We start from the raw sequence: 17,883 nt of genomic DNA, 5'->3' as shown, positions 1-17,883 counted from the left end.
GCAGAGTTTGCTCGCCAGTATTCTCATTGGCTCGATAGTATCTGGATAACCCGCGATGGTTCACCTGTTACCCATCATTCCCCAACAATCTCCACCCGATTCCCATCCGGGTCAGCAATGACGGCTTCATAGTATCCGTCACCGGTCATTCTTGGTGCACTCAATAACGTTCCATTTAATTGTGCACTCTCGGCTAATCGATCAACGTCCTGCTTTGTACCCACGTTCAATGCAATGTGTGCCCAACCTATAAATTCGGGGTGGCTTGGTGCATCAGGGATGTCAGGCAGAGTCATCAGCTCGACGGTTGGCCCTTCCTCAAGAGTAATAAAGTGAGATTCAAAGCCGGGACGGTTCTTACTGACATAACGTTCATTACTCTTACCACCAAACACGGTTTGCCAGAAAGTAACCTGCGCATCCAGGTTGCGGGTCCAGAGGGCGACATGCGCTATCTTCATCATTCTCTCCATCTATTAATGTAGGGCTCCACTATCACGGGGTAGCGTCTTCTTCTATATACGTCGGTATAGCACAGAGTAAATGACAGGAATATGCCTTCTATATATAGAAGCGAAATTAGCCTTCAAAAGGGGAAAATGTGTTGCTGAGCATATTGATTGCTGATATTTGTGGATAACTCTGTGTGTAAGCAGGTATAAGGCGGGTTTCTGCTGGGGATTGCAGCAGTCAGTCATTTTTCTGCAATTTAGGGGTTGCGGACTCTCGGGAACTCCCTATAATGCGCCTCCATCGACACGGCGGATGTGAATCACTTCACACTAAATAGCCGGTTCGGTTGAAGAGAAAAAATCCTGAAATTCAGGGTTGACTCTGAAAGAGGAAAGCGTAATATACGCCACCTCGCAACGGTGAGCTTAACGCCGCGTTGCACTGCTCTTTAACAATTTATCAGACAATCTGTGTGGGCACTCAATGATACGGATTCTTAACGTCGCAAGACGAAAAATGAATACCAAGTCTCTGAGTGAACACGTAATTCATTACGAAGTTTAATTCACGAGCATCAAACTTAAATTGAAGAGTTTGATCATGGCTCAGATTGAACGCTGGCGGCAGGCCTAACACATGCAAGTCGAACGGTAGCACAGAGAGCTTGCTCTCGGGTGACGAGTGGCGGACGGGTGAGTAATGTCTGGGAAACTGCCCGATGGAGGGGGATAACTACTGGAAACGGTAGCTAATACCGCATAACGTCGCAAGACCAAAGTGGGGGACCTTCGGGCCTCACACCATCGGATGTGCCCAGATGGGATTAGCTAGTAGGTGGGGTAATGGCTCACCTAGGCGACGATCCCTAGCTGGTCTGAGAGGATGACCAGCCACACTGGAACTGAGACACGGTCCAGACTCCTACGGGAGGCAGCAGTGGGGAATATTGCACAATGGGCGCAAGCCTGATGCAGCCATGCCGCGTGTATGAAGAAGGCCTTCGGGTTGTAAAGTACTTTCAGCGAGGAGGAAGGTGTTGTGGTTAATAACCGCAGCAATTGACGTTACTCGCAGAAGAAGCACCGGCTAACTCCGTGCCAGCAGCCGCGGTAATACGGAGGGTGCAAGCGTTAATCGGAATTACTGGGCGTAAAGCGCACGCAGGCGGTTTGTTAAGTCAGATGTGAAATCCCCGGGCTCAACCTGGGAACTGCATTTGAAACTGGCAAGCTTGAGTCTCGTAGAGGGGGGTAGAATTCCAGGTGTAGCGGTGAAATGCGTAGAGATCTGGAGGAATACCGGTGGCGAAGGCGGCCCCCTGGACGAAGACTGACGCTCAGGTGCGAAAGCGTGGGGAGCAAACAGGATTAGATACCCTGGTAGTCCACGCTGTAAACGATGTCGACTTGGAGGTTGTGCCCTTGAGGCGTGGCTTCCGGAGCTAACGCGTTAAGTCGACCGCCTGGGGAGTACGGCCGCAAGGTTAAAACTCAAATGAATTGACGGGGGCCCGCACAAGCGGTGGAGCATGTGGTTTAATTCGATGCAACGCGAAGAACCTTACCTACTCTTGACATCCACGGAATTTAGCAGAGATGCTTTAGTGCCTTCGGGAACCGTGAGACAGGTGCTGCATGGCTGTCGTCAGCTCGTGTTGTGAAATGTTGGGTTAAGTCCCGCAACGAGCGCAACCCTTATCCTTTGTTGCCAGCGGTTCGGCCGGGAACTCAAAGGAGACTGCCAGTGATAAACTGGAGGAAGGTGGGGATGACGTCAAGTCATCATGGCCCTTACGAGTAGGGCTACACACGTGCTACAATGGCATATACAAAGAGAAGCGACCTCGCGAGAGCAAGCGGACCTCATAAAGTATGTCGTAGTCCGGATTGGAGTCTGCAACTCGACTCCATGAAGTCGGAATCGCTAGTAATCGTAGATCAGAATGCTACGGTGAATACGTTCCCGGGCCTTGTACACACCGCCCGTCACACCATGGGAGTGGGTTGCAAAAGAAGTAGGTAGCTTAACCTTCGGGAGGGCGCTTACCACTTTGTGATTCATGACTGGGGTGAAGTCGTAACAAGGTAACCGTAGGGGAACCTGCGGTTGGATCACCTCCTTACCTTAAAGAAACGTTTGTTGAAGTGTCCACACAGATTGTCTGATGAAAAGTAAATAGCAAGGCGTCTTGCGATTGAGACTTCAGTGTCCCCTTCGTCTAGAGGCCCAGGACACCGCCCTTTCACGGCGGTAACAGGGGTTCGAATCCCCTAGGGGACGCCACTTGCTGGTATGTGTGAGTGAAAGTCGCCGACCGTCATATCTCAAAACAGACTCACGAGTCTTGTTTGAGATATTTGCTCTTTAAAAATCTGGATCAAGCTGAAAATTGAAACGACACACTGTGTCTGTTCTCCGTAATAAGAACAGATAAGCGGTGTGTTCGAGTCTCTCAAATTTTCGCAACACGATGGTGTTTTACGAAACATCTTCGGGTTGTGAGGTTAAGCGACTAAGCGTACACGGTGGATGCCCTGGCAGTCAGAGGCGATGAAGGACGTGCTAATCTGCGAAAAGCGTCGGTAAGGTGATATGAACCGTTATAGCCGGCGATGTCCGAATGGGGAAACCCAGTGCAATTCGTTGCACTATCGTTAACTGAATACATAGGTTAACGAGGCGAACCGGGGGAACTGAAACATCTAAGTACCCCGAGGAAAAGAAATCAACCGAGATTCCCCCAGTAGCGGCGAGCGAACGGGGAGCAGCCCAGAGTCTGAATCAGCTTGTGTGTTAGTGGAACGGTCTGGAAAGTCCGACGGTACAGGGTGATAGTCCCGTACACCAAAATGCACAGGTTGTGAACTCGAAGAGTAGGGCGGGACACGTGGTATCCTGTCTGAATATGGGGGGACCATCCTCCAAGGCTAAATACTCCTGACTGACCGATAGTGAACCAGTACCGTGAGGGAAAGGCGAAAAGAACCCCGGCGAGGGGAGTGAAACAGAACCTGAAACCGTGTACGTACAAGCAGTGGGAGCCTCTTTATGGGGTGACTGCGTACCTTTTGTATAATGGGTCAGCGACTTATATTCTGTAGCAAGGTTAACCGAATAGGGGAGCCGAAGGGAAACCGAGTCTTAACTGGGCGTTAAGTTGCAGGGTATAGACCCGAAACCCGGTGATCTAGCCATGGGCAGGTTGAAGGTTGGGTAACACTAACTGGAGGACCGAACCGACTAATGTTGAAAAATTAGCGGATGACTTGTGGCTGGGGGTGAAAGGCCAATCAAACCGGGAGATAGCTGGTTCTCCCCGAAAGCTATTTAGGTAGCGCCTCGTGAACTCATCTTCGGGGGTAGAGCACTGTTTCGGCTAGGGGGTCATCCCGACTTACCAACCCGATGCAAACTACGAATACCGAAGAATGTTATCACGGGAGACACACGGCGGGTGCTAACGTCCGTCGTGAAGAGGGAAACAACCCAGACCGCCAGCTAAGGTCCCAAAGTCACAGTTAAGTGGGAAACGATGTGGGAAGGCTCAGACAGCCAGGATGTTGGCTTAGAAGCAGCCATCATTTAAAGAAAGCGTAATAGCTCACTGGTCGAGTCGGCCTGCGCGGAAGATGTAACGGGGCTAAACTGTGCACCGAAGCTGCGGCAGCGACACTATGTGTTGTTGGGTAGGGGAGCGTTCTGTAAGCCGTTGAAGGTGAACTGTGAGGTTTGCTGGAGGTATCAGAAGTGCGAATGCTGACATAAGTAACGATAATGCGGGTGAAAAACCCGCACGCCGGAAGACCAAGGGTTCCTGTCCAACGTTAATCGGGGCAGGGTGAGTCGACCCCTAAGGCGAGGCCGAAAGGCGTAGTCGATGGGAAACAGGTTAATATTCCTGTACTTGGTGTTACTGCGAAGGGGGGACGGAGAAGGCTATGTTAGCCGGGCGACGGTTGTCCCGGTTTAAGCATGTAGGCGGAGGTTCCAGGTAAATCCGGAACCTTATTAACGCTGAGGTGTGATGACGAGGCACTACGGTGCTGAAGTAACAAATGCCCTGCTTCCAGGAAAAGCCTCTAAGCATCAGGTAACATCAAATCGTACCCCAAACCGACACAGGTGGTCAGGTAGAGAATACCAAGGCGCTTGAGAGAACTCGGGTGAAGGAACTAGGCAAAATGGTGCCGTAACTTCGGGAGAAGGCACGCTGATGGTAGGTGAAGCGACTTGCTCGTGGAGCTGAACTCAGTCGAAGATACCAGCTGGCTGCAACTGTTTATTAAAAACACAGCACTGTGCAAACACGAAAGTGGACGTATACGGTGTGACGCCTGCCCGGTGCCGGAAGGTTAATTGATGGGGTTAGCGGTAACGCGAAGCTCTTGATCGAAGCCCCGGTAAACGGCGGCCGTAACTATAACGGTCCTAAGGTAGCGAAATTCCTTGTCGGGTAAGTTCCGACCTGCACGAATGGCGTAATGATGGCCAGGCTGTCTCCACCCGAGACTCAGTGAAATTGAACTCGCTGTGAAGATGCAGTGTACCCGCGGCAAGACGGAAAGACCCCGTGAACCTTTACTATAGCTTGACACTGAACACTGGTCCTTGATGTGTAGGATAGGTGGGAGGCTTTGAAGCGTGGACGCCAGTCTGCGTGGAGCCAACCTTGAAATACCACCCTTTAATGGCTGGTGTTCTAACGTAGACCCGTAATCCGGGTTGCGGACAGTGTCTGGTGGGTAGTTTGACTGGGGCGGTCTCCTCCTAAAGAGTAACGGAGGAGCACGAAGGTTAGCTAATCCTGGTCGGACATCAGGAGGTTAGTGCAAAGGCATAAGCTAGCTTGACTGCGAGAGTGACGGCTCGAGCAGGTGCGAAAGCAGGTCTTAGTGATCCGGTGGTTCTGAATGGAAGGGCCATCGCTCAACGGATAAAAGGTACTCCGGGGATAACAGGCTGATACCGCCCAAGAGTTCATATCGACGGCGGTGTTTGGCACCTCGATGTCGGCTCATCACATCCTGGGGCTGAAGTAGGTCCCAAGGGTATGGCTGTTCGCCATTTAAAGTGGTACGCGAGCTGGGTTTAGAACGTCGTGAGACAGTTCGGTCCCTATCTGCCGTGGGCGCTGGAGAATTGAGGGGGGCTGCTCCTAGTACGAGAGGACCGGAGTGGACGCATCACTGGTGTTCGGGTTGTCATGCCAATGGCATTGCCCGGTAGCTAAATGCGGAAGAGATAAGTGCTGAAAGCATCTAAGCACGAAACTTGCCCCGAGATGAGTTCTCCCTGACTCCTTGAGAGTCCTGAAGGAACGTTGAAGACTACGACGTTGATAGGTCGGGTGTGTAAGTGTAGCGATACATTGAGCTAACCGATACTAATGAACCGTGAGGCTTAACCTTACAACGCCGAAGATGTTTTGGCGAAAGAGACATCGAAATTCAGCTTGATACAGATAACATCAGAACGTGAAAAACGGTCTGATAACAGAATTTGCCTGGCGGCAGTAGCGCGGTGGTCCCACCTGACCCCATGCCGAACTCAGAAGTGAAACGCCGTAGCGCCGATGGTAGTGTGGGGTCTCCCCATGCGAGAGTAGGGAACTGCCAGGCATCAATTAGTGAAGAAGCCCATCCTGCCGGATGGGCTTTTTTGCGTGTGCGGAACAGGTCAGAAAGCACAGCGTTGCCGGAAGGCGGTGTGAATACCTTATCCGGCCTGCAGAGTGCAGCGTCACGGTGTTCAGATTTGCCGGATAGTGACGTAAATGTCTTATCCGGCCTGCTATATTCAGAAAAGTACCGGTAATCCCAGTCCACGTTTTACTGCATGCAGCGTCTGCTGTGTCACTTCATGCGCCCGCTCACTTCCCTGGCGTAACAGTTCTAACAACATACCTTTATCCTGGATAACCATCGCTCGCCGCTCGCGAATAGGGGCCAGCAACTCCTGCAAACAACCCTCTAACTCGTTTTTGCACTGCTTGTCTCCTAGCCCTCCACGCTGATAATGTTCTTTCATTTCAGCAACTCGCGTTTTATCTGGATGGAAGGCATCAAGATAGGTAAAGACAACATTGCCTTCAATTCTCCCGGGATCTGCGACGCGTAAATGGTGTGGATCGGTAAACATAGCGCTGACGGCCTGGTGAATGTCCATTTCGCTGGCGGAAAGAAGAATGGTGTTACCCAATGATTTCGACATTTTTGCCCCGCCATCGATACCTGGCAGACGGCCAACGTCGCTGAGCAGTGCTTTGCAGTGACGGAGCACGGGTGTAGACGTCAGGCTATTCATCTTGTGCACGATCTCGTTGGTTTGTTCGATCATCGGCAACTGATCGTCGCCAACCGGTACGCGATCGGCATTAAACGCTGTGATATCAGCAGCCTGGCTAATAGGGTAAGCCATAAACCCAACCGGTAGTGCGCGGGAGAATCCTTTCTGCGCAATCTCACTTTTGACGGTAGGATTACGTTCAACCCTGGCGACGGTAACGATATTCATATAGAGCGCGGTCAGCTCTGCCAGTGCAGGCAAGGCCGATTGCAGGCAAATAGTGGTTCGCTGTGGGTCAATGCCGACAGCCAAATAGTCAGCCATTACTTGCAGAATGTTATGGCTAATTTTCTGCGGATTGCTGCCGTTATCCGTCAACCCCTGCAAATCGGCGATAAGGATAAACTGTTGATGTTCATGCTGAAGTTGCACGCGCTGGCGTAGTGAACCGACATAGTGACCGAGATGCAGCTGGCCGGTTGGGCGGTCGCCGGTAAGGATAGTGTGGTGGATATTCATCAGTGGCTCCTAAAAGGGATTGAGCCGAAAGACGTCACCGATAAACTACAAAGCCGCCTTTCGGCGGCTTTGAAAAAGATAACGTAACCCGTGCCGCCTGTTATGTAGGCAGCCACCAACGAGTGGAGCGGATAAGGGTTACGTTTGTATTCATCCTTTTATCGTGCCACCAAAGGGTATCCCTGTCTAGCGGATTACATTTCCATTTCGTCGAATACATTGCCGGGAAGTAGGGTCATTGCACAATCCATGCGGTTTACCCATCCTGTTCCTTGATACTTATCACGGTAAGTATTATTGTGACCGCTGAAAACAACCGGAGATCGTCATGACTGAAGATGAACTATTTGCCCGCCGCCCGATGGGGATGCGTATGGCGATGGTGGTGCGTCAATGGCGCTCTATTATCGATCATGCGATCACCGACACAGGGCTAACCCAGTCCAGTTGGACGGTGCTGATGCAGCTTGATCAACTGGGCGATCACGTCTCGGTGAGTGAATTGGCGGAAATGCAGGGCATTGAACTGCCGCCGCTGATGCGCACCCTCACGCTACTGGAGCAGCAAGGTTATCTGCTGCGCACGGTATCACCGTATGACAAACGCATTCGCCTGCTGACGCTCACCGACGAAGGTCGAGCCGTGCTCCAGATGTTGACCCAAGTGATTGAATCCTTTCAGACTCGCGTATCAGATGGTATTCCCGCCGCCGACATCGAGAAGTTTAGTGACACACTGAATCACATTGCCTGCAATCTGCGGACTATCCGCGAAGAAAAAAACAAAACCGAATAACACCATGATGACGCCAGAACAAAAGTTTGCCCGCTGGGTAAGGGTGAGTATTGCCTCTTTCCTGCTGATGTTTATTTATTTTATCGTTGCCGATATCTGGATCCCGCTAACGCCAGACTCGACGGTAATGCGTGTCGTCACGCCTATCTCCTCTCGGGTATCCGGTTACGTCTCGCAGGTTTACGTCCATAACAATAGCCCGGTGAAAAAGGGGGACTTGTTATATGAACTTGACCCCACTCCCTTCCAGAACAAAGTGGATGCCGCGCAGCTTGCACTTGCGCAGGCCAAGCTGAGCAATCAACAGTTAGACGCTCAAATTGTTGCCGCACAGGCCAACCTCAAAACGGCGCAACTGACCGCCCGTAATGACCGAGTGACCTTTGAACGCTACCAGCGTTTAAGCAGTATGCAGAACGTCTCGCAGGCGGATCTCGATAAAGTGCGTACCACCTGGCAGAGCAGTGAACAGTCGGTGAATTCGCTACACGCATCGATTCATAACCTACAAATCCAGCGCGGTGAGCGTGATGATCACCGCAACGTCACGCTGCAACAATTCCAAACCGCACTACAGGAAGCGCAGTTGAATCTGGGGTGGACGAAGATTCGGGCAGAAGCCGACGGCACGGTGAGTAACCTGCAACTTAGCCCTGGCTTGTACGCTGCGGCGGGCAGCGCCGTGATGGCGGTGGTGAATCAAAAAACCGACATCGTCGCAGATTTCCGCGAAAAGAGTCTGCGTCATACTAAACAGGGAACCGATGCGGCGGTGGTGTTCGATGCCTTGCCGGGCAAAGTATTCTCGGCGCAGGTCACCAGCAGCGATGCCGGGATCCTTGCCGGGCAAGAAGCGGTGAACGGTGAGCTATCCCAGCCGGAGCAATCCACCCGTTGGGTACGCGACGCACAGCGGATGCGCATCCATGTCGCGCTGAATGAGCCACTGGATAAAACGCTGCCAACCGGCGCGCGTGCAACCGTGCAGTTGTATAACAGCGAGGGGCCTTTTGCGCGCTTTTTCTCTGGGCTGCAAATCCATCTCGTAAGCTGGTTACACTATGTCTATTAACACCCTCGCGCAGGTCTTTACCCCTCACGGCAATATTGTCTATACGGCGAATGATTTCCGTCAGACGCTGCGCATCGTTTTTGCCGGTATGGCGGCGCTGAGTATTTCGACTTTTTATGATACCCACTACGGCGTTTTTTTCGTGGTGTATCCCCTGTTATTAATGTCGCTGGTTCCGGTGTTTAACCGCCATATCGCCAGGCAGTTTATTTTCAGTGCGTCGTTGAATTGCGTCGAAATGGTGCTGATTATCGGCTATCTCAGCCAATGGCCAGTCATTATGACGATGGTGGTATTCGCGCTGTACGTGGTGCGTTTCCGCTTTATGAGCAAAGGGCCGCTATTTTTGTTTGGCTCGATGGGCGTGGTGTGCCAAAGCGTGATGCTCAATTTTATGAGTTACCCGTCGGCGAACTGGCACACGTTGCTGTTTTCCAATATCGAAGCCAGCATTATGGCGGTGGCGCTGTGTGCGCTGATGCATTATCTGATACCGGACGTCGAGCCGCGCAAGCCACCACCGCTGATTGAAAAAGATGCCGCCCGCGTTCGCCATGAATCGTTGCTTTCCGGCACGGTGGCTACGCTGATTTTCGTCGTCTTCCAGATAAGCGACCTGAGCGACTCACTTTCGGCGTTGATGGCTGGCATCTTAATTCTCTTTCCCATGCACTATCGTGGTGCGGTGATAAGCTCCCTTTGGCGCGTTGCGGGCGTCGTGTTGGCCTGCTTATACATTCTGCTGATACAACTGATCCTCTACGATCACAGCAGCCATATGTTATTGATGATGCCGTTGATTGGTCTGGGCCTGGGTTTCAGCGCGCGGTTACACGTGATGGAAAAAGTAGGCGCAGGCGTCGGTTTTGCCAGCATCACCACGATCGGCATTATGTTTGGCCAAAATCTCCAGCCAAACGGAGACTTGGTGTTCAGCGACCTTTATCGCGCCACTTCAGTGACGATTTCGTTGCTGGCGACGCTAACGCTGGTCTTTTTACTGCATCGCGTACTCAATTGTTTCGCCCCAACGCGCTTTATTGTGAAGTAGCGCACTGTTGAATGCTGATTATCTCCCTCCCTCTGCGCGTACAATAGCCCCTCGCCGGAGTGGCTGAGGGAGAAAAATGATGTGGCAAACGCGCGCGCTGGAGCTGAATAACCAGGAATTCTGGAACTGGGAAAAAGCCTGTGAATTGGTGCAATGGGCTTCTCGCCACGATTTTAATACCGTGGTGGTCGGTCAGGTTGACCTGTTCGACAAACTGGTTTCGCCAAAGGGATATACTCCGCATCAATATAACGACCGCCTCTCCAGCCAACAGCGAGCGCGCTGCGTCTACCTTAACCGGCTGGCAGGTTACTGCCAGCAACGTGGGTTGAAATTTTACCTCCAGGCTAAGGAGCTGAGTTTTCCGGCAGATCTGCTGGCGGCGCATCCTCAACTGATTGAGAAAGATGGCAGCATCCGCTTTGACGTCGAATTTTGGTGTCAATATCTGGCGGATAAACTCACGTTGTTGTGCCAGCAAATTCCGGCGATGACTGGCCTGCTGGTTGCGCTCTCTAATACCGATGGTCTGCTGCCTGTCTCGCGGCCAAACTGGGAGTTGACCGGGCAGGACGACCCTTCTCCGCATATCGACCCGCGAAGCCTCTCACGCTACAGCCAGTGTTTTAGCGCGATGGCTCGTGCGGTAATGCGTGAAAACAAACACTTAGTGTTACGCGCTTTTCCGGCGGGTAATCACGATATCAGCAACGTGATGGAGGCGATACGCACTCTGCCAGAGTGCGTATCGGTTTCGATAAAACTCACGCCGGAACGCTTCTGGCCGACCTTCCCCAACAACCCTGCGCTGCTCGACGTTGACGATCGTGACGTCTGGGTGGAGCTGGATCTGGTCGGTGAAGAAGTGGGCTGGGGCGTCCTTCCCTTCCCGCGTATTGATGAGCTACAGGGGCGCTTGCTGTGGTGTCGCGGTAACGCAACCATCAGCGGAGCAGTGTGTAAAACTAGCTGGGAAGGTGTTGATAACCATTGGATTATCGGCTCACTCAGTGAATGTAATCTGGTCGCCTGTAGCCAGATTTTGGCGCGCGAAAATGAACACATGACCTGCGCGGCGCTGCTTACACATTGGCTTGATGAATGCTACGGCTGGCGCCCCGATGCCGCGATATTTGACGAGTTTGAGTCGCTGATGTCGCAGGCCGGTCAGGTGCTGTATCAGGCGATTTACGTGCGTGACCACGTTTTTCACCGCCACAGCCAGGTGCCGGAAAGCTACGGTCAGGCGGTCTGGAGCCTGTATGGCCAGTTGAATCGCAATCACTGGCTGCCCGGATCTGAGCGCGATATTTTCTTTAGCGCCAGCGATGTTGAAACCTCAGGGCGCAATCTGTCGCTAATTGCCGAAGAAAAAGACAGCGCGTACCAGGCGGCTGTCACCCTGCGTGAGCAAGCGCTGGCCTTTGCCGAACGCGCGGCGTTCCCTTTTTCACTCCATCGGCGCTGGTTAGAGGAGTGGCAGGGCTTTGATCTCTACTGCCTGCTCTTCCGCCATGCGCAGAAAGCCTTCTTCACTCTTCATTTCGCGCGGGTGGTCGATAATAGCTGGAGTATGCGTGAAATTTGTCAGGTGAATATTCAGGAGCTTTACCGCTGTGCGGCGGAAATGGATAGCTTCTGTGCGCAGCACGCCGATGCCTCGCCAGGGCTGCACGTGTTGTTCGACCCGACTCGTGTACGTCTGCTGGCCGACAGTTTGAGCCACGAACTGACGCTACTGAAGGGGTAAAGCGTGATGAAGATCACTATCAATTAGCGCGATTTTGCCGCGAAACGTGAGTTTTCCCGTCATGAAGGGCGGAAGGCGATTTCTCACTGTGACTTACCTCACATTTTATTCTCCGCCCAGACGGAGATTGTGAATGATCAGGCAGTTCCGCAAACCCGCCGTCACCTGTGCGTAGCGTGTTCTCTGGCGTTTCCTGACAATACCGCATCATCACTTAGCGGTAATTGAGGAAAGTAACATGAGGCTGATAGCGGGCGAGGCGCTGACGCGTTTTACGGTTTCGGCTCCGCATAATGAGCGGTTTGCGGAGTTTTTCACGGGTGAAGTCCTCGACGATGCGATGGACTATCAGTTTGCTAACGGCAAAGGCCCGTCTCAGGAGTCGTTCTGTCGGCGCATTTTCCGCCGTGATTTCGCCCGGCGAACGATTTCCCCGCACAAAGCATTAGCCGCTTCGTCGGTGGCGTATACCGGCGTGGACAATACCATCACATTTTCAGGCTCACAGCCCATTGCCACCCACAGCCAGCGCTGGCTACGCGTAACGTTGAATGCGCCAGAAGCAGGGCGCTACCCGTTCGAAATAGCCACCTGCGGCGGTGTGCGAATTTGGTGTGGCGACACGCAAGCCGTCTGCTTTACCCCGTTTACCCGCAACACGCTACAAACGCTCACGGCTGATATCTCGCTCCAGCAGGGAGAGAACGCGCTGCTGATTCACCTTGATGAACTGTGTGAGCGCGACACGATTTTTGCCTTCCGCATGATTTACCTCGGCACACAGCCGCTAACCGTCACGCTACCGGCGCTAAACCGCGCCGACATCGATGCCTTGCAACGTTTCCTCGACTCTCTGCCCGCCACGGCCACCGCGCAACACCAGCGTATTCACTTACCCTGCCAGCCCAATATCAGCCTGGCGCTGCGCGGGGCGTTATACAGCTTAGGCAACGATAATATCGCCACCTGCCCGCTGGATTTTGGCGTGGTCAATAGCGGGGAGAACGGCCTCACGCTGGCGCTGCCCGCTGATATCGACATGGGGTATTACCGCGTCGAACTCACCGCAACTCAAGGCGATGTAACAATGAGCCGCAGCCTGAGTGTGACCGTGCTGGCGGATGAAATCTTGCCCGGCGGTGAAGGCGTGTTGGAAACCCGCAAGCGGGTGGCGCTGAATTATATTGCGGAGCACGGCGTGCCGCGCACCGGACGCCTGCTGGCGATGCTGCACGTCGGCGAACATGGCCCGTTGGCGCAACAATTACTGATTAACACTCTCCAGCGTATTAGCGCCCGTCAGGATTGCTCGGATTTTTCCATCGTGCCGTTATTGTGGATTTGGCATGATTTTCACGGCGAACATTTCCCGGCGGTGCTGTGGAAACGGGTGCGCTCTGCCATCGTCGGTTACCGCTATTGGTACGATGAACTGGGCAACGACGTGATGTGGTTCTGGAGCGAGAACCATGCGCTGTGCTTCCACACCGCGCAATATCTGGCGGGGCAAATGCTGCCGGACGCATTATTTACCGCTTCTGGTCGCTCCGGGCGTGAACAACACACGCTGGCGGCACAGCGCCTGCACCGCTGGTTTGACGCCGTAGAACAGCAGGGATTTGTTGAGTGGAACTCCGCACCGTATTACCCGGTGGACTACATCGGCCTGTTCGCGCTGTACCAACTGGCGAGCGATGCCACGCTATGTCAACGCGCACAGCGGCTTATCGACCGCCTGATGCTGACCAGCGCGCTGCATTATCAGTCAGGTATCGCCGCCGGCACGATGGGGCGGGTGTATGAAAAAGAGCTGCTGGCAAGCCCAATGAGCGAACTGTCAGCCTTCGGCCATGTTGCCTGGGGCGGCGGGCACGTTAACCGCAAATGTGCCTCCTTGCCGTTTTTCTGCCTGAGCGACTACACGCCGCCTGCGAAATCCGCGCACTACGCCCGCTTAACGCACGGCGCACTCAGCGCACACTACCAGTGTGGCGGCGGCAATATTGTGGCGTGGAAACAGCCGATGGTAAGCCTCTCAAGCTGTGTTGATCACCATACCGGCGAGCGCGGTCATCAGCAGCATCTGCTGGATGTCCAGTTTGCCGCTCGCCCCGCCGCGCGCCTGTGGATTAACCATCCCGGCGATGTCGCGCCAGGCAGTGAAGCGCGCCCGTCTTTCTGGGCCGGTAACGGCGTTTTACCACGGCTGATGCAGGCAGAGAACCGCGCGCTGATGCTGTATCGCTTGACGCCATCCGATGCGCTTCCCTGGACGCACCTGCATCTGGATGCCGAGGCTTTCGATGAAGTGCGCCCGCTGGCGCAGGGTTATGTCGTTCGCGCGGGCAACGCTTTTGCGGCAATACTTTGCTCCCAACCGCTCACGGTATCCGGAAATGGAGTGCGCGCAGAAGGCCGCCATGTCGCGTGGTGGCTGGAAGTGGATGAAGGCGATAGCGCGGCATTTAACGCATTTTGCCAGCGAGCCAGTGGGCTGCACATTACGTTCGACGGGGATGACGCTCGTGTAGTGGATGCCCGACACACCCTAATGCAACTGAGCTGGCAGGGGGACTGCCAAAACAACGGCCTCGCTGTGGCGTTCCCAACGCTTGCAGGCAATGAACTCCAGGTGACGTTCTCAGGAGAAGCAGTATGAGCAACGCAGCATTAAATAGCCTGCTGGAGCAGGTGGTACAAGGTTTCTGCCGTCTGAAAAATATCGGTGAAGTCTCCGGCGGTGACGGCTTCGCCATTCATTTTGAAGAGTGGGAATGGGAAGTGGGCGTCGGCTTGTACGGCTTCTGGCAGTATGCCCGTCAAAAAGGCGATGCCGAGTTACAACAGGCGATCGTCACCTGGTATGAAGGGCAGTTGGCAAAAGGCTTGCCGGAGATCCAGATCAACACCACCGCGCCGATGATCACGCTCGCGCTGGTGGCGGGGCATACCGATCGCCACGATCTGCTAAGCGTGGTTAACGACTGGGCTGATTCTCTGCTGCGCACGCTACCGAAAACCGAAGAAGGCGGCTTTCAGCATGTGGTGAAAGAGCAGCCTAACACCGGGCATCTGTGGGACGACACACTGTTTATGACCTGCCTGTTTCTCGGCACGGCGGGCGTGGTGCTCAAGCGTAAGGACTTGATTGATGAAGCCTCTTATCAGTTCCTGCTGCACACCCGTTACTTGAGTGAACCGGCCAGCGGGTTGTGGTATCACGGCTGGACGTTTGTCGGCAAGCACCATTTCTCTGAAGCATTTTGGGGGCGCGGCAATGCGTGGATAACCGTCGCCATCCCGGAATTTATTGCGTTGCTGGGCGATAACCTCGATACCAGCGTGCAACGCTATTTGTCGCAGGTCGTTGCGCGGCAGGTGAAAACGTTATGCGAACTCCAGGCCGACAACGGCATGTGGCACACCCTGCTCGACGATCCGCTGTCGCCGCAGGAATCTTCCGCCACCGCCGGGATCGCCTATGGGATGCTGCGCGGAGTACGAATGGGCATTCTTGACGATCGCGTGGCCGACAATGCGCTGCGCGCGTGGTCAGCCCTGCGGGATCGCATAGACGAACGCGGGATCGTGCTGGAAGCCTCCAAAGGCACGATGGTCGGCCCCGATTTACAGTATTACTGTGATATCGCAATAGCACCTGTGCCTTACGCCCAGGCGCTGATGATGCTGCTTTTACTGGAATTGCAGCAGGATAAATGGTGCTGCTAAGGCGCAGGGAAGTGGTGCAATAGTTGAAACCCTTCGGCGCAACGGTAAATACTCTCCGTTGCGCCAGGAATAACCCAGCGTTGTTCGTCGCCCTGCGGGCATTGCAGATAGATGCATAGCCCGCAGCCGCCGCGCAGTTGGCGTGGAATATCCGCTACCCGAAAGGTTGCCCCTGCCGCCTGTAGCGCTTTGCGCGTGCGGATAACCCCAAGAGTGGAGTGGAACAAAAAGAGATACTCTGCCATTAGCGCCCCTTTGCACGCTGGCCAATCAGTGCCGCCCCGATGGCTCCGGCAAACTGAGCGTCCGGGTGGGTGTGCACTGGCAGATTAACGTGCTCTGACAGCCTCCGCCCAAAGGTGACGCAATGGCTTACACCGCCGGTAAATAACAGCGGCCCTTGCGCCGACAGCCTGCCGATAAAGTTGGCGCTCCGCCGAGCCATCGCATTCACAACGCCAGCTAAAATGGCCTCCGGCGCGACTCCCGCCGACCGCAGGCTAATCACTTCTGATTCGGCAAAGACCGTACACATGCTGGTGATCGCGTGTGGCTCCACGCCCTCGGTAAGGGCATCAAGCTGCTCAACGCTTGCGCCCAGCGTGCGCGAAATCACCTCCAGAAAGCGGCCGGTTCCTGCCGCACATTTATCGTTCATCAGGAAGTCGGTTAGATTGCCGTCATCATCCAGTTGGATAACTTTGCTGTCCTGGCCACCGATATCAATCACCGTGCGGGTTTGCGGCGCAAGTAGCCGCGCGCCGCGACCGTGGCATGAAATTTCAGTGACCTGTTTGTCGGCAAAATCGACCAACTGACGGCCATAGCCGGTGAGGGTTAAAAAGGGGCGCACGTCTAACCCTTTGCGGAGTGTTTCCCATGCCTCAACAATCGCGTCGGCGGGGCGAAAAGGCGTCGGGCTGAGAAAACGGCGGCGAATAACGCCGTCTTCTAACAAAATACCTTTGGTCGCCGTCGAACCGGAATCAATACCTATTGATAACGCCACAGGCACTCCTTACAGCATTTCAATAAAGGCGGCGACGCGGGTGCTAAGCTGGCCGATATCCGCCGTGGAGTAGTCGGTTTCAATAGCGATATAGGGAATGTTGTGCTGCTGGCGAACGTGACGTTTAATCGCCAGCGACTCAACGGCGTAGGTGTGGCAGGCCTGCAAAATAACATCAACAACGCCATCGGCCTGATACTCCTCAACCATTTGGCTCAGCAGGGTTAAACGCTGGTCGTTAGGCGAAATGCACGAACAGCCGATAGCGAGATATTTGTCGGTCAGCGCGTCATACACATCGCCTTCTTCGTCCACGCAACGTTCGGTCGCCTTTGCACCGGTGCAGTTTTCAAAACCGACCACCCAGCCGCCGTTATCTTCGATGGCTTTCACCACTTTTTCCGCCGCGCCGCCAATGGGGCAACCGGTGATGAGAATACGGGGGCGGGCGTCCAGCCGTTCACCGTTGTGCCACTGCTGGCGTACGCGCTCGGCCATACTGTTCAGCTCGTCAATCAGCGCTTCTTTGTCGAAACGGAACGTGGCGCCGTACACCACTTTCAAAATATCGCTGCCCGTTATCGCCGGAGGATTAAGCTGCCCCACGCGATAGAAATTCGCCAGCGCGCGGCGCTCGCGGTTTTTCAACGCAATGGCTTCCCGCAGGGCATCTTCACTAATTTTTGTGCCAAAACGGGCTTCAACCGCCTGCTGCAAACGCAGGATTTCGGCTTTCCACAGTGCGCGCGATGCCTCATCCGTCGCGCTATTTGGTAATTGCATGACGTGTACCGGCTTAAATTCGGCCATGTACTCGTACATTTTCTTTTTGCCGTCGCAGGTGGTTTCCCCAACCACCAGGTCAGAAAAATAGAAGTAGGGGCATTTGTCGGTTTTGCCAAAACCGTAGCTGCTTTTGATCAACGGACAGAGGTTGCGCGGCAGATCTTTCTCCGCTTCTTCAATGGTTTCATCAGAGGTGGAACAGAGCGAAACCACCACCGCGCCCGCCGCCATAGGGATCTCTTGCGGCATAAACGTGCAATAGGTGCCAACCAGCGGCGTTCCTTGCTCTTTGAGATCCATCACGGTGAGAAAGCCTTTTTGGCGGGCGTCGGAGAATTGATCGAAAATGGCGGGTAGAGCGGTGATAAGCGACATGTTTTTCCTTCCCCGTAACACGGGAGACAATGAAATGAACCGCCATTATAACCATAAT

At 54.0% G+C, this 17,883-nt stretch carries 11 protein-coding genes, 1 tRNA gene and 3 rRNA genes; 10 read left to right on the top strand and 5 right to left on the bottom strand.

Annotation, left to right across the window (positions count from 1 at the left end; all coding sequences use genetic code 11):
* Window positions 1–74 precede the first annotated feature (74 nt).
* Entirely contained in the window at window positions 75–461 is a 387-nt protein-coding gene (locus AC6I4B_RS20350; RefSeq protein ID WP_497772267.1) for a VOC family protein, read from the bottom strand.
* A gap of 574 nt (window positions 462–1,035) precedes the next feature.
* On the opposite strand from AC6I4B_RS20350, the gene AC6I4B_RS20345 reads away from it, so the two are divergent.
* The 4 genes from AC6I4B_RS20345 (at window position 1,036) to rrf (ending at window position 6,071) form a co-directional block, all read left to right on the top strand.
* Window positions 1,036–2,575: ribosomal RNA gene (locus AC6I4B_RS20345) — 16S ribosomal RNA — on the top strand.
* An 85-nt stretch (window positions 2,576–2,660) separates the two neighbouring features.
* A tRNA-Glu gene (locus AC6I4B_RS20340) sits at window positions 2,661–2,736 on the top strand.
* Window positions 2,737–2,955: 219 nt separating this feature from the next.
* A 23S ribosomal RNA gene (locus tag AC6I4B_RS20335) occupies window positions 2,956–5,861 on the top strand.
* A 94-nt stretch (window positions 5,862–5,955) separates the two neighbouring features.
* Window positions 5,956–6,071, top strand: a 5S ribosomal RNA gene (gene rrf, locus AC6I4B_RS20330).
* The 16S, 23S and 5S rRNA genes sit together here with 1 tRNA gene alongside, the layout of an rRNA operon.
* A 178-nt stretch (window positions 6,072–6,249) precedes the next feature.
* On the opposite strand, the gene trpS is transcribed toward rrf, so the two are convergent.
* Window positions 6,250–7,257 carry a tryptophan--tRNA ligase gene (gene trpS, locus AC6I4B_RS20325; RefSeq protein WP_497767745.1) on the bottom strand — a complete coding sequence of 336 codons (1,008 nt, stop codon included), beginning with the start codon at window positions 7,255–7,257 and terminating at the stop codon, window positions 6,250–6,252.
* Between the two features lie 328 nt (window positions 7,258–7,585).
* On the opposite strand from trpS, the gene AC6I4B_RS20320 reads away from it, so the two are divergent.
* The 6 genes from AC6I4B_RS20320 (at window position 7,586) to bglB (ending at window position 15,655) form a co-directional block, all read left to right on the top strand.
* Complete coding sequence (locus AC6I4B_RS20320; protein ID WP_497767743.1) at window positions 7,586–8,053, top strand: MarR family winged helix-turn-helix transcriptional regulator; 468 nt, start codon at window positions 7,586–7,588, stop codon at window positions 8,051–8,053.
* 4 nt (window positions 8,054–8,057) lie between these two features.
* On the top strand, window positions 8,058–9,125 hold the full coding sequence (locus AC6I4B_RS20315) for an HlyD family secretion protein (protein ID WP_497767742.1): 1,068 nt from the start codon (window positions 8,058–8,060) through the stop codon (window positions 9,123–9,125).
* On the top strand, window positions 9,115–10,176 hold the full coding sequence (locus tag AC6I4B_RS20310) for a DUF2955 domain-containing protein (protein ID WP_497767740.1): 1,062 nt from the start codon (window positions 9,115–9,117) through the stop codon (window positions 10,174–10,176). The genes AC6I4B_RS20315 and AC6I4B_RS20310 overlap by 11 nt, the downstream gene beginning before the upstream one ends.
* 79 nt (window positions 10,177–10,255) lie before the next feature.
* Window positions 10,256–11,926: a hypothetical protein gene (locus tag AC6I4B_RS20305; RefSeq protein ID WP_497772265.1), complete on the top strand. Its 1,671-nt coding sequence runs from the start codon at window positions 10,256–10,258 to the stop codon at window positions 11,924–11,926.
* A gap of 238 nt (window positions 11,927–12,164) precedes the next feature.
* Entirely contained in the window at window positions 12,165–14,585 is a 2,421-nt protein-coding gene (locus AC6I4B_RS20300; protein WP_497767739.1) for a hypothetical protein, read from the top strand.
* On the top strand, window positions 14,582–15,655 hold the full coding sequence (gene bglB / locus AC6I4B_RS20295) for a beta-galactosidase BglB (protein WP_497767737.1): 1,074 nt from the start codon (window positions 14,582–14,584) through the stop codon (window positions 15,653–15,655). The genes AC6I4B_RS20300 and bglB overlap by 4 nt, the downstream gene beginning before the upstream one ends.
* On the opposite strand, the gene AC6I4B_RS20290 is transcribed toward bglB, so the two are convergent.
* The 3 genes from AC6I4B_RS20290 to AC6I4B_RS20280 are packed head-to-tail and all read right to left on the bottom strand — an operon-like array spanning window position 15,652 to window position 17,825.
* Complete coding sequence (locus tag AC6I4B_RS20290) at window positions 15,652–15,900, bottom strand: putative Se/S carrier protein (RefSeq protein WP_497767736.1); 249 nt, start codon at window positions 15,898–15,900, stop codon at window positions 15,652–15,654. The two genes, bglB and AC6I4B_RS20290, sit on opposite strands and share 4 nt — an antisense overlap.
* Window positions 15,900–16,664 carry a putative 2-hydroxyacyl-CoA dehydratase activator YjiL gene (yjiL, locus tag AC6I4B_RS20285; protein WP_497767735.1) on the bottom strand — a complete coding sequence of 255 codons (765 nt, stop codon included), beginning with the start codon at window positions 16,662–16,664 and terminating at the stop codon, window positions 15,900–15,902. The genes AC6I4B_RS20290 and yjiL overlap by 1 nt, the downstream gene beginning before the upstream one ends.
* A 9-nt stretch (window positions 16,665–16,673) precedes the next feature.
* Entirely contained in the window at window positions 16,674–17,825 is a 1,152-nt protein-coding gene (locus AC6I4B_RS20280) for a double-cubane-cluster-containing anaerobic reductase (RefSeq protein ID WP_497767733.1), read from the bottom strand.
* Window positions 17,826–17,883 lie beyond the last annotated feature (58 nt).

It is taken from the genome of Kluyvera fluvialis, assembly GCF_059725275.1.
Note: the sequence above shows the minus strand (reverse complement) of the source record. Positions and strands in the feature narration are given on the sequence as shown.

Excerpts from the sequence above, each read along its gene's own strand:
- AC6I4B_RS20350 (WP_497772267.1), bottom strand. The coding sequence starts at position 461 with ATGAAGATAGCGCATGTCGCCCTCTGGACCCGCAACCTGGATGCGCAG.
- trpS (WP_497767745.1), bottom strand. The coding sequence starts at position 7,257 with ATGAATATCCACCACACTATCCTTACCGGCGACCGCCCAACCGGCCAG.
- AC6I4B_RS20320 (WP_497767743.1), top strand. The coding sequence starts at position 7,586 with ATGACTGAAGATGAACTATTTGCCCGCCGCCCGATGGGGATGCGTATG.
- AC6I4B_RS20315 (WP_497767742.1), top strand. The coding sequence starts at position 8,058 with ATGATGACGCCAGAACAAAAGTTTGCCCGCTGGGTAAGGGTGAGTATT.
- AC6I4B_RS20310 (WP_497767740.1), top strand. The coding sequence starts at position 9,115 with ATGTCTATTAACACCCTCGCGCAGGTCTTTACCCCTCACGGCAATATT.
- AC6I4B_RS20305 (WP_497772265.1), top strand. The coding sequence starts at position 10,256 with ATGTGGCAAACGCGCGCGCTGGAGCTGAATAACCAGGAATTCTGGAAC.
- AC6I4B_RS20300 (WP_497767739.1), top strand. The coding sequence starts at position 12,165 with ATGAGGCTGATAGCGGGCGAGGCGCTGACGCGTTTTACGGTTTCGGCT.
- bglB (WP_497767737.1), top strand. The coding sequence starts at position 14,582 with ATGAGCAACGCAGCATTAAATAGCCTGCTGGAGCAGGTGGTACAAGGT.
- AC6I4B_RS20290 (WP_497767736.1), bottom strand. The coding sequence starts at position 15,900 with ATGGCAGAGTATCTCTTTTTGTTCCACTCCACTCTTGGGGTTATCCGC.
- AC6I4B_RS20280 (WP_497767733.1), bottom strand. The coding sequence starts at position 17,825 with ATGTCGCTTATCACCGCTCTACCCGCCATTTTCGATCAATTCTCCGAC.